This is a genomic window from Streptomyces sp. NPDC006261 (genome assembly GCF_040613515.1).
In the GTDB taxonomy this organism is placed as follows: domain Bacteria; phylum Actinomycetota; class Actinomycetes; order Streptomycetales; family Streptomycetaceae; genus Streptomyces.
In genome coordinates this window covers 26,400-48,288 of sequence record NZ_JBEXSI010000046.1, presented here as the reverse complement: position 1 = coordinate 48,288, position 21,889 = coordinate 26,400, and the positions used below count along the sequence as shown (strand labels likewise).

General features: G+C 71.9%; 17 protein-coding genes, 2 pseudogenes and 1 riboswitch. Of the genes and pseudogenes, 11 read left to right on the top strand and 8 right to left on the bottom strand.

What is annotated here, in order from left to right:
- Positions 1–94 precede the first annotated feature (94 nt).
- The 4 genes from ABZ154_RS26200 (at position 95) to ABZ154_RS26185 (ending at position 2,210) form a co-directional block, all read left to right on the top strand.
- A complete protein-coding gene (locus ABZ154_RS26200; RefSeq protein WP_356836524.1) occupies positions 95–220 on the top strand; it encodes a hypothetical protein in 126 nt (41 codons plus the stop codon).
- A gap of 134 nt (positions 221–354) precedes the next feature.
- Positions 355–564 carry a hypothetical protein gene (locus ABZ154_RS26195; protein ID WP_356836522.1) on the top strand — a complete coding sequence of 70 codons (210 nt, stop codon included), beginning with the start codon at positions 355–357 and terminating at the stop codon, positions 562–564.
- Positions 565–686: 122 nt separating this feature from the next.
- Positions 687–1,196, top strand: a complete 510-nt coding sequence (locus tag ABZ154_RS26190; RefSeq protein WP_356836521.1) for a peptidoglycan-binding domain-containing protein — start codon at positions 687–689, stop codon at positions 1,194–1,196.
- A 378-nt stretch (positions 1,197–1,574) separates the two neighbouring features.
- Positions 1,575–2,210, top strand: coding sequence for a hypothetical protein (locus tag ABZ154_RS26185; RefSeq protein ID WP_356836519.1), 636 nt, complete (start codon positions 1,575–1,577; stop codon positions 2,208–2,210).
- A 364-nt stretch (positions 2,211–2,574) separates the two neighbouring features.
- Here the strand turns inward: ABZ154_RS26185 and ABZ154_RS26180 are convergent.
- Positions 2,575–3,033 (bottom strand): annotated as a pseudogene (locus ABZ154_RS26180) (hypothetical protein); the annotation flags it as partial.
- Between the two features lie 550 nt (positions 3,034–3,583).
- Here ABZ154_RS26180 and ABZ154_RS26175 point away from each other — a divergent pair.
- Positions 3,584–5,425 carry a lysyl oxidase family protein gene (locus ABZ154_RS26175; RefSeq protein ID WP_356836517.1) on the top strand — a complete coding sequence of 614 codons (1,842 nt, stop codon included), beginning with the start codon at positions 3,584–3,586 and terminating at the stop codon, positions 5,423–5,425.
- A gap of 370 nt (positions 5,426–5,795) precedes the next feature.
- Here the strand turns inward: ABZ154_RS26175 and cobN are convergent, their stop codons facing one another.
- Positions 5,796–9,401: a cobaltochelatase subunit CobN gene (gene cobN, locus ABZ154_RS26170; RefSeq protein WP_356836515.1), complete on the bottom strand. Its 3,606-nt coding sequence runs from the start codon at positions 9,399–9,401 to the stop codon at positions 5,796–5,798.
- A 120-nt stretch (positions 9,402–9,521) separates the two neighbouring features.
- A riboswitch (cobalamin riboswitch) is annotated at positions 9,522–9,601 on the bottom strand.
- Between the two features lie 186 nt (positions 9,602–9,787).
- Here cobN and ABZ154_RS26165 point away from each other — a divergent pair.
- Genes ABZ154_RS26165 through ABZ154_RS26155 form a run of 3 tightly spaced genes read left to right on the top strand, consistent with a single transcriptional unit; the run spans position 9,788 to position 13,284 of the window.
- Entirely contained in the window at positions 9,788–11,074 is a 1,287-nt protein-coding gene (locus tag ABZ154_RS26165; RefSeq protein WP_356836513.1) for a cobalamin biosynthesis protein CobG, read from the top strand.
- 45 nt (positions 11,075–11,119) lie between these two features.
- Positions 11,120–11,746: a precorrin-8X methylmutase gene (locus tag ABZ154_RS26160; RefSeq protein WP_356836511.1), complete on the top strand. Its 627-nt coding sequence runs from the start codon at positions 11,120–11,122 to the stop codon at positions 11,744–11,746.
- A gap of 11 nt (positions 11,747–11,757) precedes the next feature.
- Complete coding sequence (locus tag ABZ154_RS26155; protein ID WP_356836548.1) at positions 11,758–13,284, top strand: precorrin-2 C(20)-methyltransferase; 1,527 nt, start codon at positions 11,758–11,760, stop codon at positions 13,282–13,284.
- Here ABZ154_RS26155 and ABZ154_RS26150 read toward each other — a convergent pair.
- Complete coding sequence (locus ABZ154_RS26150; RefSeq protein WP_356836509.1) at positions 13,254–14,036, bottom strand: cobalt-precorrin-6A reductase; 783 nt, start codon at positions 14,034–14,036, stop codon at positions 13,254–13,256. The genes ABZ154_RS26155 and ABZ154_RS26150 overlap by 31 nt on opposite strands.
- Before the next feature lie 31 nt (positions 14,037–14,067).
- Here ABZ154_RS26150 and ABZ154_RS26145 point away from each other — a divergent pair, with 31 nt between their 5' ends.
- A complete protein-coding gene (locus ABZ154_RS26145) occupies positions 14,068–15,177 on the top strand; it encodes a cobalt-precorrin-5B (C(1))-methyltransferase (protein ID WP_356836508.1) in 1,110 nt (369 codons plus the stop codon).
- 21 nt (positions 15,178–15,198) lie between these two features.
- Here ABZ154_RS26145 and ABZ154_RS26140 read toward each other — a convergent pair whose 3' ends face one another.
- The 5 genes and pseudogenes from ABZ154_RS26140 to cbiE all read right to left on the bottom strand — a co-directional run bounded on the left by ABZ154_RS26140 (position 15,199) and on the right by cbiE (position 19,899).
- Complete coding sequence (locus ABZ154_RS26140; RefSeq protein WP_356836506.1) at positions 15,199–16,719, bottom strand: oxidoreductase; 1,521 nt, start codon at positions 16,717–16,719, stop codon at positions 15,199–15,201.
- Positions 16,720–16,862: 143 nt separating this feature from the next.
- Positions 16,863–17,140, bottom strand: a pseudogene (locus ABZ154_RS26135) (hypothetical protein); the annotation flags it as partial.
- Between the two features lie 364 nt (positions 17,141–17,504).
- Positions 17,505–17,714: an e9imm peptide gene (locus ABZ154_RS26130; RefSeq protein ID WP_356836504.1), complete on the bottom strand. Its 210-nt coding sequence runs from the start codon at positions 17,712–17,714 to the stop codon at positions 17,505–17,507.
- A gap of 158 nt (positions 17,715–17,872) precedes the next feature.
- Entirely contained in the window at positions 17,873–18,622 is a 750-nt protein-coding gene (cobM, locus tag ABZ154_RS26125) for a precorrin-4 C(11)-methyltransferase (RefSeq protein WP_356836502.1), read from the bottom strand.
- On the bottom strand, positions 18,619–19,899 hold the full coding sequence (cbiE, locus tag ABZ154_RS26120; protein WP_356836500.1) for a precorrin-6y C5,15-methyltransferase (decarboxylating) subunit CbiE: 1,281 nt from the start codon (positions 19,897–19,899) through the stop codon (positions 18,619–18,621). The genes cobM and cbiE overlap by 4 nt, the downstream gene beginning before the upstream one ends.
- A gap of 220 nt (positions 19,900–20,119) precedes the next feature.
- Between cbiE and ABZ154_RS26115 the strand changes: the two genes are divergently transcribed.
- Positions 20,120–20,527, top strand: a complete 408-nt coding sequence (locus tag ABZ154_RS26115; RefSeq protein ID WP_356836498.1) for a YciI family protein — start codon at positions 20,120–20,122, stop codon at positions 20,525–20,527.
- 18 nt (positions 20,528–20,545) lie between these two features.
- Positions 20,546–21,811, top strand: a complete 1,266-nt coding sequence (locus ABZ154_RS26110; RefSeq protein ID WP_356836546.1) for a DUF6596 domain-containing protein — start codon at positions 20,546–20,548, stop codon at positions 21,809–21,811.
- Positions 21,812–21,889: the final 78 nt, after the last annotated feature.

Sequence of the window (21,889 nt, the reverse complement as noted above, 5' to 3'; positions counted from 1 at the left end):
GCTGTGGCCGACCGCCGCGCCGCTCCTGCAGTCTCGGTGTCGAACCGGCCGGATGCGGTCGGCGCCATTCACGCCACCTCACAGGAGTGTCCCCATGACGCCGAACGGAAAGCTGCCGGCGATCCGGCTCACCGCCGGACTGCCCGTGTCCGCCACCCTGTTGACGGCGCCCTCCGCCAGCGGCACGTATGACTGCGCCTACCCCCGCGTGTGCCGGTAGGGCGGCTCGCATTCCGGCCGCAACGTGTTCGGGGGTTCCAGGACACCTGTCAGCACAACATCCCGCACGGTGGCCGGGACCGGACAGACGCAGTCGTCACCACTCGTGACCACGAATCCGGCTGGCTGCTCGACGTGGGCGCCTCCCCGGACGCGTACATCTGTACGCCGCACCACACTGCAGTGAACCTCGGTGACTACGCGAGCCCCAACGGCGGCACCTGGGCGGGCGTCGTCGACACCATCAAGACCTGGAGCGACGACGGAAGGTGCGACCGCACCTTCCAGGTCCGGCAGGAGGGCGTCTCCCAGACCAACGAGGGGGAGCCCGCGTGTTTCTGGTGATGCCAGACCCGAGGCAGCATTCTGTATACCTTGCGAAATTGAGAGACATCCACGAAGCCCTCATCAGGGCTCGTGAAGAAAGTCGTATCCGAAATGAACCCACGAACCAGAAGGGTAGAATCGTGCAACGAGCATCCATGCCGGTCCGCACGCGGATCGGAGCGCTGGGAGCACTGTCCCTCCTTGTCGCCGCCGGCCTGACGGCCAGCCCGGTGATGACGACACCGGCCCACGCCGCCTATGGACCCTGCAACACCACCTCATGGCGTGACGTTCCCACTCTCGGCGGGAAGAACGACTACAAGATTCCGGCCCGCTCGGGCAATGGAATCTCCTGCTACCTGAGCTACTACGAGGGCTCTTCCTCGGCGGTCAAGGCTCTTCAGCAGGCCATCACCATTTGCTACCCCGGCACCTGGGCCTCCACGAGGATCCACAACTCCGGTGGCGTCGACGGCGTCTACGGCACCGGCATGGTCGAGGCGGTGAGGTGGCTGCAGATCAACGAGCTCAACCTCGCCGGCAGCGCGGACGGCGCCTACGGTCCCCAGACGCGAGGGAAGATGCGGTGGCCCCACTACTACGATCGTGGTGCGCTGCTGAACTCCTGCAGCAACCCTTCCACGCTCTGACCCGGCCGGCCGGGCATCATCCGGTGACGTTGCCGGACTGCCCGAAGGCCACTGTCGGCTCACAGCGGATTCGCAGGCTGCGACGGGGAGGCCAAACCGCCACGAAGGGCCTCGCCGGAAAGGCGGCTACCGGGGAGGGAAGCATGAGCCGTACCCCTCAAGCCCTACTTCCGGGGCGGGCCCGCTGCATTCCGATATGCGTCTCGGCGTGGGCCAGCGAAGAGACGCTGCAAGAAAGCCATCTCGATACGCCTGGCTGCGTCGCCAGTCAATTCGCACACCACCAGAAGGTTCCAGGCTGCTGCATGGGGCAGCCTTCATATCAGCGAGGAAACAGTGCACAAGCGACGGATAGTTCTTGCGGCCACTCTGGCCGTCATGGGATTCGCACTTCCGGCCTGCAGCGGCGACGAGGAAGGGGTGGCGGCGCAGGATTCGCCGTCGGCACCGGCACCGGCCCCGCCCATGCCCACGCCCACGCCCACGCCCACGCCCACGCCGAGCAGCGAAACCCCGGCTGCCGACGACAACAGTGGAGACAGTGGTAGCACGCCGGCCGAGGGAGACGTCACAGAGCCGGGGGCAAAGCTCAAGGTCGGCGACAGGGCCGTCCTGCCGTTCAAGTACACGAGCGACAAGAAGGGCACCATCGCCCTGACCGTCACAGCGATCGAGAAGGGCACCGAAGCCGACATGGCCGCCTTCGGTGACAAGGCGAAGGGCATGACGCCCTACTTCATCAAGATGAAGGTCGAGAACGTCGGCGGCACCGACCTGTCCTACGCGTCGCTGAAGCTGGACGGCGTGCTGGAAGGCGGTGCGGGCACAGGCGTCATATTGATGGGCGACATTCCGGGCAAGTGCGACAGGGAGACCGCACCCCGCGAGTTCACCACCGAGGGTGCGTCGTACGAGACCTGCTCGCTCAGCGCCACGAAGACCGCGCCTGTCACCGGCGCCAAGTTCGACGAGGGCGACGCGTACAGCAACAGCCCGGTCATCTGGGCCAACTGAAGCAAGGTTCACCCCATGCCGCAGCCGAGGCTTGGCACCATCGGGGGGATGGCCGCGTACCCCGACGAGAAACGGTGTGTGCGGACTTACGGAAGGCGCTGACAAAACTGAGGCGTCAGGTCATGACTTCTCCCTTGTCACCGCGAGCGGCGGATCACCGGCCACGAGCAAGCCGGCCAAGGACTGCGAGCCAGCCCTGCCGGACCACAAGCCTGCCTGGCAGGACGGCCCGAAAGCCACTGTCGCGGCGCCAGCGCTGCCCGCACGAGTTCGACTCTCGTATCCTCCGCCATTGCTCTCACCGGGCCATACGTCGAAGGCTCCCGCAGCTTGCTGCGGGAGCCTTCGACGTTGACCGTCTCCGTCAGGAAGACGCGTCACGCCTTGTGCGGTCCGTCGCCCGTCGCGCCCTGCCCAGTCCTTGAAGAAGTTCCCGCGTCGGGTAGTAGGCGTGCAAGGCCGCCTCACTGCCTGAGCCCAGCGCCGTCATGATCCGCTGCAAACGGGCCGAGCGCAGGTCGCCTGCCACGACGATGCGCGGGTGCTGGCCGGCCGGCGGGCAGTAGCCGTCGGCGTCCCGGACGAGGTCGCCTGCGGGGGCGGTGGGTGCGCTGCCGATGCTGAGGTACGTCATGTCTGCCGTCACCCTGTGCCGTCCGCCGGACCGGCTCAGCATGTCAGCTGTCACCGTGGCCGCGCCCGCCTGCTGCAGCGTCAGGTGCTGGACAGGCAGGAACGTGACGCGGGGGTCGTGGCGGGTCTCCTCCGCCTTGTACGTGTCCGCCTCCGGGTACGCCACGAGCAGGCGGGTGGCGGTGGCCGGGCGGCCGGGCGGCCGCCTGCATGGTGGACCGGGCGCCGTTCTTGTCCGCACCCGGCCCTGCGATGTCGGCCCGCTTCTTCAGCTCACTGTGGAGGACGAACGCCTCATGGCCCACAGCTCCCAGACCGTCCTTGCGCACCACCCGGTCCGGCGCGCCTGCGCTTCCCGGCCCGGCGCCTCGTTGCGCCGCATACCCGTACGGCCCTGTGCCACCGCTTCCTGGGCACTCTCCCACTCTTCCCAAGCCGTGCGTGCTCCCCCCGTCGTGCAGCGGCGGGCCTTGCCTCGGTGACGGTCCGCCGGACGGAATGAGTTATCACCTGCCATCCCGGCTCGGTCCCCGCCTCGGAAGCCCCGTCGCTCCACCTGTGCTCGTACGGCAACCGAAGGGCGCTTTTCGGACAACCCTGGTCCATCTGGGGGACCCCAGACAACCCCAGGCACCACGCACCCCCTCTCACAGACCGGACACAGCGTCGCCACAGGCGAGTCGGGGCCGTGCTGTTCGTCCGCGTCCCAGCACGCACTCGGAAAGCCGGAAGTACGAGGAATGATGACCAGATCCCAGCAGGGCCGCACCAGCCGCCTCACCCGCCCCTCGATCGCCATCGCCGCGGCCGTCGCCGTGACGGCGGGGGTCGTCGCCGCCGCGCCCGACGCGAAGACGACTGCGGCAGGGCCGAAGCTCAGCCTGATCGCCGCCTCCAAGTCGGTGACGCTCGACTCGTGGAAGGAGGATCCCGGGGTCTATCTCGATCTCGGGACCTACCTCACCTCCGAGAACGGCGCGTTCGAGTTCAAGGTGACCCGTAAGTCCTACAAGGATCCGGTCGTCGCCTCGCAGATCATCCGGGACGGGAAGAAGACGCGGACCAAAGCGCTTCCCGCGGGGCTGGTGAAGGACTTCTCCGGGCTGCCGGGCTTCATGCAGGTCAGCGTCGTCGACGCGGCGGGGAAGACGGTGCTGAAGAAGACCGAGAGCTTCTGTCCCAACAACGCCTCCGGGCGGGTGCGGCCCGACGCCCCCGCCAACTCGAAGTATCCGCAGAGCTGTCCCGTCAACCCCTTCACCCTCGGCTCCGTCTGGGGCGTGGAGAACGGGTGGGCGGCCAACACCTACGCCGGGTACTACTCCGAGCCGGTCCAGCTGCCCGTCGGCACGTACACCGCCAAGGTCTCCGTGACCAAGAAGTACCGCGACCTCTTCGGGATCGCGAACAAGCCGCAGAGTGTCAAGGTCGTCGTTCGCGAGCGGAGTTGGGAGGGGGAGGGCGAGGAAGGCAGTGAAAGCGGTGGTGGTGTGTCCGCTTCGTCTGCCGACGCCGCCGCCGCCTCTAAGGACGCCTCCAGGTCCGCGCACGACGCCCACGCCGGGCACGGTGCCGCAGCCGCCCCGGCCCCCTCCGGCCACGCCGGGCACGGCGCGCCCGCCCGCACCGACGCCCCCGCCGCCGCGACGACCGGTGCCGGGGCCACGTTCAACGTCGGTCACGGGCCCTACCCGCCGGCGCCGCCCGCCCTCCCCTGGGCGCTCAAGAAGCAGGCCGCCGAGAAGCAGGCCGGGAAGGGCGCCTCCGCGGCGCAGGGGTTCTCCGCCGCTCGTGTCGGTGACCGGGCCGGGCAGACCGACGGGTCGCGGCAGGCGCCCGGGGTGCAGCCCAACGCCAAGCGGCCCACCGGCAAGGCGACCGTGCCCAACGTGCCCAAGCCCGACCTGCGCTCGCTGCCCGCGTACGGCATCACCGTCAGCGACGGCTACGAGGACGTGCCCGGCAAGGACTACCTCGCCTTCAGCGCCAACGTGTGGAACGCGGGCCCGGCCAGGCTCGTCGTCGACGGCTTCCGCTCCCCGGGCAAGAAGCTGATGGACGCCTACCAGTACTTCTACGACGCCAAGGGCAAGCAGGTCGGCTACACCCCGACCGGCACCATGGAGTGGGACCCGCGCCCCGGCCACGAGCACTGGCACTTCACGGACTTCGCCAGCTACCGGCTGCTGAAGGCCGACAAGAAGGAGACCGTGCGCAGCGGCAAGGAGGCCTTCTGCCTCGCCAACACCGACGCCGTCGACTACACGGTGAAGAACGCCAACTGGCACCCGGACAACACCGACCTGTCCACCGCGTGCGGCCAGGAGAACTCGATCTCCGTCCGCGAGGTGCTCGACGTCGGCTCCGGTGACACCTACACCCAGGATCTGCCCGGCCAGTCCTTCGACATCACCAACCTGCCGAACGGCACGTACTACATCCAGGTCCTCGCCAACCCGGAGAACCAGCTCAAGGAGACCGACTACACCAACAACAGCGCTCTGCGGAAGGTCGTCCTCGGCGGCAAGAAGGGCGCTCGTACGGTGAAGGTACCGGCGCACCACCTGGTGAACGCCAACTGACCTCGCTTCCACAGGGCGGATTGTCCGCTCAGTGACTCGCCTCCGGCCCCGGGACTCCCTTCCCGGGGCCGGAGGTGTGGCTCGGCCGTTCACCGTGAAGGCGAGTGAAGGCGAGTGAAGGCGACCGGGAGTCAGCCCTCATGCACCAGGCTGGGCAACTGATCACCCGGCTTCGCGCGGGTCGTCAGCGGCCCGTCGGCCCACGACCTGCCCCATGACGTCCGCGTCCAGGCAGGCGGTGCCCTCCTCGCCGCTCACCGTGCCGGACGGTGACGAGGAGCAGGACGACCAGGGCCCCGCCTCCCGTGAGGAAGGCGGGCACGTCCTCCATGACCACGGCGACGACGAGGGCCGGAAGATGAAGGTGGGGTCAGTCCTCACCCTCCAGATTGCCCTCGGTCTCCAGGTAGACCTGGCGCAGCGCTTCGAGGACCGCAGGGTCCGGCTTGGCCCACATGCCGCGCGACTCGGCCTCCAGCAGGCGTTCCGCGATGCCGTGCAGGGCCCAGGGATTGGCCTCCTGGAGGAACTGGCGGTTCTCCGGGTCCAGGACGTACGTCTCGGTGAGCTTGTCGTACATCCAGTCGGCGACGACTCCGGTCGTGGCGTCGTACCCGAAGAGGTAGTCGACCGTGGCCGCCAGCTCGAACGCGCCCTTGTAGCCGTGGCGGCGCATCGCCTCGATCCACTTCGGGTTGACGACCCGGGCGCGGAAGACGCGGGAGGTCTCCTCGACGAGCGTGCGCGTGCGGACGGTCTCGGGGCGGGTGGAGTCCCCGATGTAGGCCTCCGGGGCCTTGCCCTTGAGCGCGCGCACGGTGGCGACCATGCCGCCGTGGTACTGGAAGTAGTCGTCGGAGTCCGCGATGTCGTGCTCGCGGGTGTCGGTGTTCTTGGCGGCGACCTCGATGCGCTTGTAGGCGCTCTCCATCTCCTCGCGGGCCGGGCGGCCGTCGAGCTCGCGGCCGTAGGCGTAACCGCCCCAGACCGTGTAGACCTCGGCGAGGTCGGCGTCGGTGCGCCAGTCACGGGAGTCGATGAGCTGGAGGAGGCCCGCGCCGTACGTGCCGGGGCGGGAGCCGAAGATCCTGGTCGTGGCCCGCCGCTCGTCGCCGTGCTCGGCCAGGTCGGCCTGGGAGTGGGCCCGTACGTAGTTCTGCTCGGCGGGCTCGTCGAGCGAGGCGGCCAGGCGTACGGCGTCGTCGAGCAGCCCGATCGTGTGCGGGAACGCGTCCCGGAAGAAGCCCGAGATGCGGAGCGTGACGTCGATACGGGGGCGGCCCAACTCCTCGTACGGAATGGGCTCCAGGCCGGTCACGCGGCGCGAGGCGTCGTCCCAGACGGGCCGGATGCCCAGCAGCGCGAAGGCTTCGGCGATGTCGTCGCCCGCCGTGCGCATCGCGCTGGTGCCCCAGAGGGAGAGGCCGACCGAGGTGGGCCAGTCGCCGTTGTCGGTGCGGTAGCGGGTGAGGAGCGAGTCGGCGAGGGCCTGGCCGGTCTCCCAGGCGAGCTTGGAGGGGACGGCCTTCGGGTCGACCGAGTAGAAGTTGCGGCCGGTGGGGAGCACGTTGACCAGGCCGCGGAGCGGGGAGCCCGACGGGCCTGCGGGGACGAAGCCGCCGTTCAACGCGTGTACGGCGTGGGTGAGTTCGTCGGTCGTCGCCGCCATCCGCGGGACCACCTCGGTGGCGGCGAAGACGAGGATGTCCGCCACGGCCTCGGGAAGGCCCCCGGCGACCCCTGCTACTGCCGCCGGGTCCCAGTCCGCGTCGTCCATCGCCTGGACGAGCGCGCGGGCCTGCTCCTCGATCTCGTCGGCGGCGGTGCGGGTGGCGGCCGACTCGTCGAGCCCGAGCGCCTCGCGGAGCCCCGGCAGCGATGCCGTACCGCCCCAGATCTGGCGGGCGCGCAGCACGGCGAGGACGAGGTTGACCCGGTCGTTCCCGGCCGGCGGGTTGCCGAGCACGTGCAGCCCGTCGCGGATCTGGACGTCCTTGATCTCGCAGAGCCATCCGTCGAGATGCATGATGAAGTCGTCGAAGCCCTCGTCCTCCGGCCGGTCCTCCAGGCCGAGGTCGTGGTCGAGCTTCGCGGCCTGGATGAGCGTCCAGATCTGCGCCCGGATGGCCGGCAGCTTGGCCGGGTCCATCGCGGCGATCTGGGCGTGCTCGTCGAGGAGTTGCTCGAGCCGCGCGATGTCGCCGTAGCTGTCGGCGCGGGCCATCGGCGGCACGAGGTGGTCGATCAGCGTGGCGTGGACGCGCCGCTTGGCCTGCGTGCCCTCGCCCGGGTCGTTCACGAGGAACGGGTAGATGAGCGGGAGATCGCCCAGGGCGGCGTCCGGGCCGCAGGCGGCCGACAGGCCCGCGTTCTTGCCCGGCAGCCACTCCAGGTTCCCGTGCTTGCCGAGGTGGATCATCGCGTCGGCGCCGAAGCCGTTGTCGTCGGCGGAGGCGGCGATCCAGCGGTAGGCGGCCAAGTAGTGGTGGGAGGGAGGGAGATCGGGGTCGTGGTAGATGGCGATCGGGTTCTCGCCGAAGCCGCGCGGCGGCTGGATGAGGATGAGGAGGTTGCCGCGCCGCAGGGCCGCGAGGACGATGTCGCCCTCCGGGTTGGCGGACCGGTCCACGAACATCTCACCCGGCGCCGGCCCCCAGTGCCGCTCCACCGCGAGGCGCAGCTCCTCCGGGAGCGTGGCGAACCAGCGGCGGTAGTCGGCGGCCGGGATACGGACCGGGTTCCTGGCCAACTGCTCGTCGGTCAGCCACTCCTGGTCGTGGCCGCCCGCCTCGATCAGCGCGTAGATCAGCTCGTCGCCGTCGCCGGAGACCAGCCCCGGGATGTCGGCCTCGGGCCCGAAGTCGTACCCCTCGGCGCGCAGCCGCCGCAGCAGGGCCACGGCACTGGCAGGCGTGTCGAGACCGACGGCGTTCCCGATCCGGGAGTGCTTGGTCGGGTACGCGGAGAGCACGAGGGCGATGCGCTTCTCCGCGTTCGGAATGCTCCGCAGTTTGGCGTGCCGTACGGCGATCCCGGCGACCCGGGCCGCACGCTCGGCGTCGGCGACGTACGCGGGCAGCCCGTCCTCGTCGATCTCCTTGAACGAGAACGGGACCGTGATCAGCCGGCCGTCGAACTCCGGCACCGCGATCTGGGTGGCCGCGTCCAGCGGGGAGACGCCCTCGTCGTTCTCCTCCCACGCGGCGCGCGGGCTGGTGAGGCAGAGCGCCTGGAGGATCGGAACGTCGAGCCCGGTCAGCGCGCCCGCGTCCCACGACTCGTCGTCGCCGCCGGCGGAGGCCTCGGCAGGCCGGGTCCCGCCCGCCGCGAGGACGGTGGTCACGATGGCGTCGGCGGCGCGGAGCGCGTCGATCAGCTCCGGCTCGGGCGCACGGAGGGACGCCACGTACAGCGGGAGCGGGCGGGCCCCCGCGTCCTCGACCGCCGTGCACAGCGCGTCGATGAACGCGGTGTTCCCGCTCATGTGGTGGGCGCGGTAGTAGAGGACGGCGACCGTCGGCGCACCCTCGGGCACCTCCCGGGCCACCCGCTCCAGCGGGCCCCACGCGGGGGCCGGGGCGGGCGGCTCGAAGCCGTGGCCGGTCAGCAGCACGGTGTCGGACAGGAACCGCCCCAGCTGCTCCAGGTTGGCGGGCCCGCCGTGCGCGAGGTAGGCGTGCGCCTCGGCCGCGATCCCGATCGGCACGGTGGAGGCGGCCATCAGCTGCGCGTCGGGGGCCTGCTCACCGGTCAGGACGACGACCGGCCGCCCGGTGGCCAGCACCGCGTCGAGCCCCTCCTGCCACGCGCGTACACCGCCGAGGAGACGGACGACGACGAGGTCGACGCCGTCCAGCAGTTGCGGGAGGCCGTCGAGGTCGACGCGGGAGGGGTTGGCGTACCGGTAGCTGACCGGTCCCTCGGACGCTCGGGCGCTCAGGAGGTCGGTGTCGGACGTCGACAGGAGCAGGATCATGCTGCGTCAGGCCTTCCTCGGGGTGTCCACGCCCCGGGCGGTGTCGGAGGGGTCTCCCCGCATCCGGCTCAGAGAACCGGGCGCTGCGCCCGGCTCGGAGAACCGGGTGCTCGGGGAAGGGAGTTCCTGACTCGCCCGGCCGGTGGTGGCGGCCGTGCTCACAGTGGCGGGACCGCGCCGGAATCTCACCGGGCTTCCTCCCCTGTCGCCGTCTGGCGATGGCGGCCTGAACGGACCACCGCCTGCATCCTAAGCGGCGGGGGTGGGAGCGGGGCAGGGGGCGGGGGTGCGGCGGTGATCACTGCCAGGCCCGCGTGTCACTTACGAGGCGGGGCCTGTCCCGCAGGTCACAGGCGCACACCGACGGTGGGACCGGCCCGGTCGGTATGCTCGCCGCCATGCCCGACTCCGCCCCCTCGCCCCTTTCCGCGGGCGGCGTCTCCCCCCGCACCGGTGGCGACGCCTGCCCGGGAACGCTGCGGCTGCACCGGGCGGACGACGGGTCACTGGCCCGGGTACGGATTCCCGGCGGCGTGCTGAGCGCGGATCAGGCGGAGGCGCTGCTGGCGGCGGCCGCCCGGTTCGGGGACGGTGAGCTGCATCTCACCTCGCGGGGCAACGTACAGCTGCGCGGCCTCGGTACGGAGTGCGGCGGCGAGCTGGCCGGCCTGCTCACGGCCGCGGGCCTCCTGCCCTCCGCAGCACACGAACGGGCCCGCAACATCGTGGCCTCGCCGCTGGCGGGCCTGGACGGTTCGCCGTCGCTCGGGCGCTGGCTGACCGGGCTGGACGAGCTGGTGTGCGCTTCGGCGGCCGCCGCCACCCTGTCCGGCCGCTTCCTCTTCGCCCTGGACGCGGGGCGGGGTGATGTGGACGCGCTGGGAGCGGACGTGACGCTGATCGCGGACGGGCCCCCGGGGGCTGCGCTGCTGCGGATCGGGGCGACCGACGAGGTGTTCCGGGTCCCGGTCGCCCATGCCCCGCGCGCGGCGCTGCTGGCCGCCGAGGAGTTCCTGCGCGCGGCCCGGGACTCGGGCGCGTGGCGCGTGAAGGACCTGCCCGGCGACGTACGGGCAGCGCTGATCCGCACCATCGGCTCGGCGGCGGGCCCGGCGCTCCACCGCCCCCGCCCGCGTACGGCGACGCCCCCGGCCCCCGGACCGCACGGCTCCACGACCGCGACCGCGCTGAGCACCGACGTGCCCCTGGGGCGGCTCACCTCCACCCAGTGGCGGCTGCTCACGGGGACAGCCAGGCGGTACGGCGGCGAGCTGCGGCTCACCCCGTGGCGCGGGATCGTCATCCCCTTCGGAGCCGGCCGGGACGAGGCTGCGGAGGCACTCCGCGCGCTGTCCGCGTCCGGCCTGATCACCGCCCCCGACTCCCCCTGGACCGGCGTAGGCGCCTGCATCGGCCACCCCGGCTGCGCGAAGTCGCTGTCCGACGTACGGGCCGAAGCGGGGGCCGCTGTCGGACGGCCCGGGCGGCTACCTGTGTACTGGTCCGGGTGCGAACGCCGCTGCGGCCACCCTCACGGGGAGTGGATCGACGTGGTCGTCACGCCGGACGGACACCGGATCTCCCACGTACGGGGAGAGCGCCGGGACCCCCCAAGGGCCGTGCGCAACGACCCGGCGGCACTCGCGGCGGCGGTGGCCGCGGCCCGCGCCTGAACACCCTTCCTTGATGAGCTCACGGCAGAAGAAAGCGACAGCACTGTGCACCAGTACGAGAAGGACGGACCGGCGATCTACCGCCAGTCCTTCGCCACCATCCGCGCGGAGGCGGATCTGGCCGGGCTGCCCGCCGACGTGAGCCAGGTCGCCGTCAGGATGATCCACGCCTGCGGCATGGTCGACCTCGTGACGGACCTCGCCTTCTCGCCGAACGCCGTGGCCGACGCCCGCGCGGCACTGCGTTCCGGCGCGCCGATCCTCTGCGATGTGGCGATGGTGGCCAGCGGGGTCACCCGCAAGCGGCTGCCCGCGAACAACGACGTGGTGTGCACGCTGTCGGACCCGTCCGTGCCCGAGCTGGCCGCGAAGATGGGCACGACCCGCAGCGCGGCGGCTCTGGAGCTGTGGCGGGACCGGATGGAGGGGGCGGTGGTGGCGGTGGGCAACGCCCCGACGGCCCTGTTCCGGCTGCTGGAGATGATCGAGGAGGGCGCCCCGCGCCCCGCCGCCGTCATCGGCGTCCCGGTCGGCTTCGTCGGCGCGATGGAGTCGAAGGAGGCCCTGGCGGAGCACGTGTCGGGCCTGGAGCACCTGATCGTGCGGGGCCGGCGGGGCGGCAGCGCGATAGCTGCGGCTGCCCTCAACGCCATAGCCAGCGAGGAAGAGTAGTGACTTCTCCAGTGACGGACATCAGCAAGGGCGGCGGCAGGCTGTACGGCGTCGGGCTCGGCCCCGGCGACCCGAACCTGATGACGCTGCGGGCCGTCCAGGTCATCGGCGAGGCCGACGTCATCGCGTACCACAGCGCCCGCCACGGCCGCTCGATCGCCCGGTCCATCGCCGCTTCGCACCTGCGCCCCGACCACATCGAGGAGCCCCTGGTCTACCCCGTCACGACGGAGACCACGGACCACCCGAGCGGCTACCGGGGCGCACTGGAGGAGTTCTACGAGAAGGCCGCGGCCCGCCTGGCGGCACACCTGGACGCGGGCCGGACGGTCGCGGTCCTCGCCGAGGGCGACCCGATGTTCTACGGCTCGTACATGCACATGCACAAGCGGCTGGCCGACCGGTACACGACCGAGGTCATCCCCGGCGTGACGTCCGTCAGCGCGGCGGCGGCCCGCCTCGGCACCCCTCTCGTCGAGGGCGAGGAGATCCTCACCATCCTGCCCGGCACACTCCCGGAGGAGGAGCTGACGGCCCGTCTCGCCGCCACGGACACGGCGGTGGTGATGAAGCTGGGACGGACGTTCCCGGCGGTGCGCGGGGCGTTCGAGGCCTCGGGGCGGCTGCCCGAGGCACGGTACGTGGAGCGGGCGACGATGGCCGGGGAGCGCACGGGCGACCTCGCGGACATCGACCCGGCGTCGGTGCCGTACTTCTCGGTGGCGGTGCTGCCGAGCCGTGTGGACGCGGTCAGGCCTTCGGGGGTGGCGGTCGGCGAAGTGGTCGTCGTCGGCACCGGCCCGGCGGGCCCGCTGTGGCTGACGCCACAGACGCGCGGGGCCCTGGCGGCGGCCGACGCCCTGGTCGGCTACACGACCTACCTGGACCGGGTCCCGGTCCGTCCCGGCCAGGCGCGGCACGGCTCGGACAACAAGGTGGAGTCGGAGCGGGCGGAGTTCGCGCTGGACCTGGCCCGCCGGGGACGCCGCGTCGCCGTGGTCTCGGGCGGCGACCCCGGGATCTTCGCGATGGCGACGGCGGTGCTGGAGGCGGCCTCGCAGGAGGAGTACGCGGACATTCCCGTACGGGTCCTGCCCGGGGTCACCGCGGCCAACGCGGCGGCGGCGCGCGCCGGCGCACCGCTGGGCCACGACTACGCCACGATCTCCCTCTCGGACCGCCTCAAGCCGTGGGAGGTCATCGCGGAACGCCTGCGCGCGGCGGCCTCGGCGGACCTGGTGCTGGCGTTGTACAACCCGGGCTCCAAGTCCCGTACGTGGCAGGTCGGCAAGGCCCGCGACCTGCTCCTGGAGCATCGCTCGCCGGACACCCCGGTGGTGCTGGCCCGGGATGTGGGCGGCCCGACGGAGTCCGTACGTACGGTACGGCTGGCCGATGTCGACCCGGCGGAGGTGGACATGCGGACGCTGCTGATCGTGGGCTCGTCGCAGACGCGCTGGGTGCGGCGGGACGGGACGGGCGAGTCCATCGTGTGGACACCGCGCCGCTACCCGGAGGTTCCGGAGCCATCCGCGTAGAGCTCCCGTACGACCCACTCCACGGCCGCCTCGGGCGTAGCGGCCACCGGCACTCCCTCGGGAACCGGTGGCCGCCGCACCACGACGACGGGAATCCCGGCCTCGCGGGCGGCGGTGAGCTTGGGGGCGGTGGCCTCTCCCCCGCTGTCCTTGGTGACGAGGACATCGAGGCGATGGCGCCGGATGAGCTCGCGCTCACCTTCACGAGCGAACGGCCCCCGGTCGAGCAGGACTTCCATCCGTGCCGGGCAGGGCGGCTCCGGCGCGTCGACGGACCGCACGAGAAACCACAGGGAGTTGAGCTCGGCAAAGGCGGCGAGCCCCATCCGTCCGGTGGTGAGGAAGACCCGCTCCCCCAGCGTGGGCAGCAGTTCGGCGGCCTCGGCGAGCGACGCGGCAAAGTGCCAGCGGTCGCCGTCCTGGGCGACCCAGCCGGGCCGGCGGAGGGCGAGCAGAGGAACATGGGCCTGCGCGGCGGCCAGGGCCGCGTTGCGGCTCATGGTGGCGGCGAAGGGGTGGGTGGCATCGACGAGGGCGTCCACACCCTGTGCACGGATCCAGTCGGCGAGCCCGTCGGCCCCTCCGAACCCACCGACGCGCACGTCACCGGGCGGCAGCCGGGGAGCGGCCACGCGCCCGGCGAGCGAGGTGGTGACGCGCACGCGCGGGTCACCGACGAGGCTCTCGGCCAGCCGACGGGCCTCGGTGGTACCCCCCAGAACAAGCACATGCACAGGTACAGCCACAGGCATCGGAACGGACTCTTCTCATGGACGGCTTCTCGTGAACGCTGAGGCGCGGGGCGGTCGCAGTGCCCAACTCAAACACACGGGTCTGCGCCCCGGCTGGACGACCGGTGCGTGTGCGACGGCGGCGACGACGGCCGCGTACACGGCACTGCTGACCGGCGACTTCCCGGACCCGGTGAGCATCAGGCTGCCGAGGGGCCAGACACCGGCGTTCGCGCTGGCGGTGGAGGAGCTGGGGCCCGGGCAGGCGAGCGCCGGGGTGGTGAAGGACGCGGGGGACGACCCGGACGTGACGCACGGGGCGCTGGTGAGGGCGACGGTACGGAGGCTGCCGCCGGGCTCCGGAGTGGTGTTCCGGGCGGGCCCGGGCGTGGGCACGGTGACGCTCCCCGGCCTGCCCCTGGACGTGGGCCAACCGGCGGTGAACCCGGTGCCGCGCCGGTTGATGCGCGAGCACGTGGAGCGGGTGGCGGCGGAGCACGGGGAGCCGGGGGACGTGGAGGTGACGGTCTCGGTGGACCACGGGGAGGAGATCGCCCGCTCGACGTGGAACGGCCGCCTCGGCATCCTGGGCGGCCTGTCGATCCTGGGCACGACGGGGGTGGTCGTCCCGTATTCCTGCTCGGCCTGGATCGACTCGATCCGCCGGGGAGTGGACGTGGCAAGAGCGGCAGGCCTGACGCACGTGGCGGGCTGCACGGGCTCGACCTCGGAGAAGACGGTCGCCGCGGAGTACGGCCTGCCGGACATAGCCCTCCTGGACATGGGCGACTTCGCGGGCGCGGTCCTGAAGTACGTACGCCGTCACCCGATCGCCCGCCTCACGATCTGCGGAGGCTTCGCGAAGCTCTCCAAGCTGGCAGCCGGCCACCTGGACCTCCACTCGGCCCGCTCCCAGGTGGACAAGCCGTTCCTGGCGGACCTGGCCCGGCAGGGCGGCGCTTCCGAGGAGTTGGCGTCCCGGATCGCCACAGCCAACACGGGCCTGGAGGCCCTGAGGCTGAGCGAGGCGGCGGGCGTGCGCCTGGGCGACCTGGTGGCGTCCCGCGCCCGCGACGAGGCGCTGTCCGTCCTGCGCGGCGCCCCGGTGGAGGTGGACGTGATCTGCATCGACCGGGCGGGGGTGGTCGTGGGACGGGGATAGGTGGACTTCCCCTCCTACCCCCTAGCTCTTCTGCAGAGTGCGGGTGACACCGGCGAGGATGGCGGTGGTCAGCACCCAGCCGACGGCGATCAGCAGATAGGCCAGCCACTGGACGCCGTCGTCCGACCAGTACCACCCGGCGCGCTGCCCCAGATCACCGATGGGAACCAAGAGGTCGAGGGTGTAGACGAACGGCTGGAACGGACTGCCTTCGCCTTCCTTGACCGCGCTCGGGGTGTGCGTACTGAAGGCCAGCGTGCCCAGCAAGGTCAGCGCGAGGAGCCATACACCGGCCATCCAGGGCCGGTAGCCGTAACCCACGGTCACATCGAGAAGGTGCCCCCACACGCGCGCCGGCAGGGGAAGGGTCAGACGCCGGTGACGCTGCTTGGCCAGCAGCACGCGGCGGGCTTCGTCGTCATGGCCGACCTGCCGGTACCAGCCGGCGAGTTGCTCGTACGGCTGTGGGGCATAGCCAGGATTCCGCAGGACCCAGCCCAGCCGACGGGCCACCTCGTCACTCGCGCGCGCCCCACCGTCGCATTCGCCTGACGCGGATGACGGGCCCGCGGACCGGATGGCCCCGTAGGTGAACCCGTCGAGGAGCACCTTCTCGGGCCAGCTCTGCTCGCCGTCCCGGAACCAGGCGGTCTGTGCGGACCGGAGGTCCACCAGCCCTGAGGGCGGCGCCGCGAGCCGGTGGTCGAAGTCCCCCACGGACATCGATGCGCAGTCCAGGGCGGTGCCGTCGCCGTTCAGATGCGCGCCTTCGAAGGTCAGCAGACCTTCTATGCGGGTCCTTCGCAGCCGTACCTCCCCCTGTGCGGTGAACCCCTGCGAGCAGTTCACGGACGAAGCGACCACGGCGCCTGCGGCAAGGGCGACGCCTCCGGGGTTCTCCAGCCGTGCGCCTTGTAGAAACAGACCGTTGAGCAGCTGGGCGCCGGGCACCCGCAGTCCGCCCCGTGTGACGAGCCGCTCGCCGAAGACGCTGCCTTCCAGGACCAGGCCGCCGGCTAGTACCGCCCACTCGTCCGGACCCGAGACCTCGGCATCCGAGACCACCAGATTCCCGGCCATACGGGCGTTGATGAGGGTGAGAGCGCCGCCCGCAACCGTCGACCGCCGCAGGTCCAGATCGCCCCCGATGCGGGCGAGTTCGGCGTCGACCCCAGGAACCCAGCTGTCCGTGATCACGATCGTCCGGGTCGTAGCGCCGTACAACCGCAGCGGCTCGTCCAGCCGACAGCCCTCCAGGGAGAACGTGTACGAGATCTCCGCCCCGGACAGGTCGAGACGGCCGCTGATGCGCGCCCCCACGAGTCGCAGGGCGGCCACCGTGCCGGACCGATCGCCGTCGTCCACACCGAGCAGCAGCGTCGCCACGACGGAGGCACGAACGGTACGTTCGGTCCCCCACCGAGCATCCGCAGCCGGAACGTCCGCCTCCGCCGCACCGGTACGCAGATCAACGCGACGCCCCTCGGGGAAGGCGTCCCACAGTTCGCGCTCCGGCGGGGTCAACTCCTCATATGACAGCACCTATGTAGAATAATGACCGGCGCGTCGGTGGCCCCTCAAACCCTCCCCATCCAGGAAAGCCTGGATGTCAGGCGCGAGTTCATCCAGCGCACCTGCGCAGAACTGGGCGTCACGGCCTGAGAAACACCGCCCCGCCCCCGCAACTACTGCCCGGCAACGCCCCCGGCTGCGGCAGCAGTGGCGAGCCGAGACCGCCACCCGCCCGGATCCCGTCCGGATCCCGCCCGGCCTCCACGGCCTTCGCGGCGTCTTCAGCGAGATCGATCCCCGGATCGGCGGCCCGGCGCTCGGCCCACCGCGCCCAGCCGGCGGCCTGCTGGCACTCGGGACATACGGTCTCCCCGCCACAGGCCCGGAAGACATGCTCGTTCCCGGGTCCCTCACAGGTGACGAGAGGCGCAACGTACGGAGGAACGGCAGGCGCGTCAGGCAGGACGGGAGGCGGTGCTCCCTCCGCACAGACCTCAAGCTCCCACCTGAACCACGACCGCTCGGCTCTGGCAGCCCCCACGACGCTCGCCACGCCCCGGTCGGCACTCGCGAACGGCGGCCCTCCCCATCCCGGAGCCTGAGCGCCCCCGCCGGAGGCATCCTCTTGAAGCCGCGGGCTTCGTTCTCGACTCATGCCCTTGGGCCTGGACAGCGGGCGCGCGTCGGCGGCGGCAGCGCCGAGCGGGCCGGAGGCAGGAGCGGGGGCGCGGCCGGAGCCGGGAAAGCGTGCCCGGCGGAGCGGAGCACAGCCTGGTGCCTTGGCGAAGCAGGGAAACTTCTACCGGACTGCCGAGTCAGAGTGCGATCGCTTTGTAGGCCAGCGCTCGGTCGACGATCCGTTCAGCGGTCGGTTCGGGGCCGGTATCCCAGTAGATGTAGTCACCTACGTGGGGGCATGCGAGTCCGCGTTCCAAGGCTTCCAGGAGCTCGTCACCCTCGGCTTCCCCGACGTCGTCGGCGTTCAGCAGACGCTGCACGAGAAGCAAGGCCTCGTCGCGGCTCATCCTGCGGTGCGTCCCTGGGCCCATGTCGTCCTCGTCAGCCTGGGTCGTCCAGTCTCCCGTACGTTCGGCGGTGCGGGCCAAGGGCCCGAAGCGGCCACCGAATCAGAGGGCGTGCCAGCCCTTCCGGATCGCCCCCTCAGAGCTCCGGCCTCCGCACGTCAGCAGGCGCCCCGGTCCCGCCCCACCGCATACAAGTGGCTGTCCCGGAACTGCTCCGCCCCCAGTGTCCGCCCCACCATGATGACCGCCGTCCTGATCACCCCGGCCGCCTTCACCTGCTCCGCGATCGAGCCCAACGGCCCGCGCAGGATGATCTCGTCCGGGCGGGACGCCATCGCCACCACCGCCGCCGGGCAGTCCGCCCCGTAGTGCGGGGTCAGCTCCTCCACCACCCGGTCCACGTAGCGGGCCGCCAGGTGCAGCACGATCAGGGCGCCGCTGCGGCCCAGGGTGGCCAGGTCCTCGCCCTCCGGCATGGCGGTCGCGCGCTGGGCGATGCGGGTCAGGATCACCGTCTGGCCGACCGTCGGGACCGTCAGCTCGCGCTTCAGGGCCGCGGCCGCCGCCGCGAACGCGGGTACGCCGGGGACGACTTCGTACGGAACTCCCGCCTCGTCCAGGCGCTTCATCTGCTCGTTCACCGCGCTGAACACCGAGGGGTCCCCCGAGTGCAGCCGCGCCACGTCATGGCCGTCCGCGTGGGCCCGTACGAGCTCCGCGGTGATCTGCTCGATGTCCAGGTTCGCCGTGTCGATCAGACGGGCGCCCTCCGGGCACTCGGCCAGCAGCTCGACCGGGACCAGGCTGCCCGCGTACAGGCAGACCGGGCTGGCGGCGAGCAGTCGCGCGCCGCGCACCGTGATCAGGTCGGCCGCGCCGGGGCCCGCGCCGATGAAGTACACCGTCATGTTCGATCTCCTGGGACTGGGACTGGGACTGGGACTGGGGCTGAGGATCTGCGTACCGACCACTGCGTCACCGGCATCACCTGGCGCCAGCCCGTGAACCCGCCCACCGGGACCGCGTGCGCGACCGCGAGCCGGGTCAGCTCGCCGCCGTACGTCCGGTACCACTCGCCCAGCAGCGCCTCCGACTCCAGCGTCACCGTGTTCGCGACCAGCCGGCCCCCGGGCCTCAGCGCCTCCCAGCACGCGTCCAGCAGGCCCGGTGCCGTCAGGCCGCCGCCGATGAACACGGCGTCGGGCAGCTCCAGTTCGGCCAGGGACGAAGGGGCCGGGCCCGTGACGACCTTCAGGGCGGGTACCCCCAGGCGTTCCGCGTTACGGGTGATCCGCTCGGCCCGCGCCGGGTCCCGCTCGACGCTCACCGCCCGGCAGTCGGGGTGCGTGCGCATCCACTCGATCGCGATCGAGCCCGATCCGCCGCCCACGTCCCACAGCAGTTCTCCGGGCGCGGGCGCCAGGGCCCCGAGCGTGGCGGCCCTGATGTGGCGCTTGGTGAGCTGGCCGTCGTGTTCGTACGCCTCGTCCGGCAGGCCCGGTACGGCGCCGAGTCGCAGCGCGTCCGCCGACGCCCGGCAGTCGATCGCGATGACGTTCAGGCGGTCCCCCGGGGCGTGCGTCCACGTCTCCGCGACGCCGTCCACGTACGCCTCCGCCTCGCTGCCCAGCTGTTCCAGGACGCGCATGCGGCTCGGGCCGAAGCCGTGGGCCGTGAGCAGGGCCGCCACCGCCGCGGGCGTGGCCGCGTCCGCGCTCAGGGCCAGCAGCCTCCGGCCCTCGTGGAGGGATACGGCCAGGCGGGACGCCGGACGGCCCACCAGCGTCACGACCTCCGTGTCCTCCAGCGGCCAGCCGAGGCGCGCGCAGGCGTACGAGACCGAGGACGGGTGCGGGAGGACGTGCAGGCGCTCCGGGCCCAGCTCCTCCGCCAGCGCGCGCCCGATCCCGTAGAACATCGGGTCTCCGCTCGCCAGCACCGCGATCCGGCGCTCCCGGTGCTCGGCCAGCAGCCGGGGTACGGCGGGGCGCAGCGGTGACGGCCACGCCACCCGTACGCCCGCGCACTCCGGCGGGAGCAGGTCCAGCTGGCGCGCCCCGCCGATCAGCACCTCCGCCTCCGTCAGCGCCTCCCGCGCCCCGCCGGACAGCCCGCACCAGCCGTCCGCGCCGATCCCCACGACGGAGACGGGGTGCGCGGGAGGAGCGGGAGGGGTGGCAGACACGGTCGGGACCTCGTTCAGCTGCGGAGGAGGCGGGTGGACGCAACGCTGCCGAACTTTACTGAACGGCCCGTTCCGACCCCTCCAGCGGGTGAATCCCGACGCTGGCGGGTGAATCCCGAAAAGAACCGCGCGTCGTGTCGAGAACCCCGGACCGGCCCCGACGTCCCCTGTGTAAGCGGAGAACCGAGAAACGAAGAGCTACCGCCAGGAGGCGACGGTCATGAAGTATCTGGTGATGGTCCAGGGCAGCCAGACGGACTACGAGGCGCAGGCCGGCAAGGGGTCCCCCGACAGTCCGGCCTGGGACGAGAAGGCCATGCAGGAGATGTTCGCCTACATGGGCAGCATCAACGACGACCTCGCCGAGTCGGGCGAGCTGGTGACCGGGTACGGGCTCACGGAGCCCGCGCAGGGGCGGGCCGTGAGCGTCGACGCCGAGGGGCGGCCGGTGGTGTCGGACGGGCCGTACAGCGAGACGAAGGAGCTGCTCGCCGGGTTCTGGGTCCTCGAATGCGAGAGCCTGGAGAGGGTGACCGAGATCGCCGCCCGCGTGGCACGCTGTCCGCAGCCGGCCGGGGCGCCCGAGTACCCGGTGCTCATCCGGACCATCGGCGGCGGGACCGACTAGTTCGACGAGGAGCAACCGCTGAAGGCGGACCGTACGACCGACGACGACATCGAGGACCTGCTGCGCCTGCACGCGCCGCAGGTCCTCGGCGCGCTCGTTCGCCGTTACGGGCACTTCGACCCGGCCGAGGACGCCGTCCAGGAGGCCCTGATCGCGGCCGCCGCGCAGTGGCCCGAGGACGGAGTGCCGGAGAATCCGCGCGGCTGGCTGATCCGGGTCGCCTCCCGCCGCCTCACCGACCGGCTCCGCAGCGACGAGGCCCGTCGGCGGCGCGAGGAGACCGTGGCCGCCCTCACTCCGGCGGACGCGTTCGTCGCCCCGCCGCCCGGGGAAGGCCCCTCCGGGCTCGAGGGCCGCGCGCCCTCCGAGGACGACACCCTCACCCTCCTCTTCCTCTGCTGCCACCCCGCCCTCTCCCCCGCCGCCCAGATCGCCCTCACCCTCCGCGCGGTCGGCGGGCTCACCACGGCGGAGATCGCCCGCGCCCACCTCGTGGAGGAGGCGACGATGGCGCAGCGGATCAGCCGGACCAAGCGGGCGGTGCGAGGGGCGGAGTTCCGGCGGCCGGAGCCGGAGGACCGGGACCGGCGGCTCGCGGCCGTTCTCCAGGTCCTCTACCTGATCTTCAACGAGGGGTACACCGCCACCGCCGGCCCCGATCTCCACCGCACCGACCTGGCGCGCGAGGCGATCCGCCTGACCCGTGCCGTACGCCGGCTCCTCCCGCGCGAAGGGCGCGTGACCGGGCTGCTGGCGCTCATGGTCCTCACCGAGGCGCGCACCCCGGCGCGCACCGGGCCCGACGGTGAGCTGATCCCCCTCGACGAACAGGACCGGTCCCTCTGGGACCGTACGGCCATCGCGGAAGGCACCGCGCTGGCCGAGGAGGCGCTCGCCCAGGGCCCGGCGGGCGACTACCAGCTCCAGGCCGCCATCGCCGCGCTGCACGGCGAGGCCGCTCGTGCCGAGGACACCGACTGGCCGCAGATCCTCGCCCTGTACGAGCTCCTCATGCACCGCACCCCGGACCCCGCCGCCGCTCTGGGTCGGGCGGTCGCGGTGGCCATGGTGCACGGGCCCCGGGCGGGGCTGGTGGAGGTCGACGCGCTGGCGGGGGCGCGGGAGGGGCGGCACTACCGCCTCGATGCCGTACGCGCCCATCTCCTGGAGCGAGCCGGGGAGTCGGACGCCGCCCGGGCCGCCTATCGCGCGGCCGCCGACGGCACCCTGAGCGAACCCGAGGCCCGCTACCTGCGCATGCGGGCGGACCGGCTGATCCCGTAGCGCCCGCACACGAACACGTACGGCGACATCACGAGCACGCTCGCGCATCCCCCTTCGGTGGAAGCCGAAGCAGCAGCC

Coding starts and splice junctions, on each gene's coding strand:
- ABZ154_RS26200 (WP_356836524.1), top strand. CDS start 95: ATGACGCCGAACGGAAAGCTGCCGGCGATCCGGCTCACCGCCGGACTG.
- ABZ154_RS26185 (WP_356836519.1), top strand. CDS start 1,575: ATGGGATTCGCACTTCCGGCCTGCAGCGGCGACGAGGAAGGGGTGGCG.
- ABZ154_RS26175 (WP_356836517.1), top strand. CDS start 3,584: ATGATGACCAGATCCCAGCAGGGCCGCACCAGCCGCCTCACCCGCCCC.
- cobN (WP_356836515.1), bottom strand. CDS start 9,401: ATGATCCTGCTCCTGTCGACGTCCGACACCGACCTCCTGAGCGCCCGA.
- ABZ154_RS26165 (WP_356836513.1), top strand. CDS start 9,788: ATGCTCGCCGCCATGCCCGACTCCGCCCCCTCGCCCCTTTCCGCGGGC.
- ABZ154_RS26150 (WP_356836509.1), bottom strand. CDS start 14,036: ATGCCTGTGGCTGTACCTGTGCATGTGCTTGTTCTGGGGGGTACCACC.
- ABZ154_RS26130 (WP_356836504.1), bottom strand. CDS start 17,714: ATGAGCCGCGACGAGGCCTTGCTTCTCGTGCAGCGTCTGCTGAACGCC.
- cobM (WP_356836502.1), bottom strand. CDS start 18,622: ATGACGGTGTACTTCATCGGCGCGGGCCCCGGCGCGGCCGACCTGATC.
- ABZ154_RS26115 (WP_356836498.1), top strand. CDS start 20,120: ATGAAGTATCTGGTGATGGTCCAGGGCAGCCAGACGGACTACGAGGCG.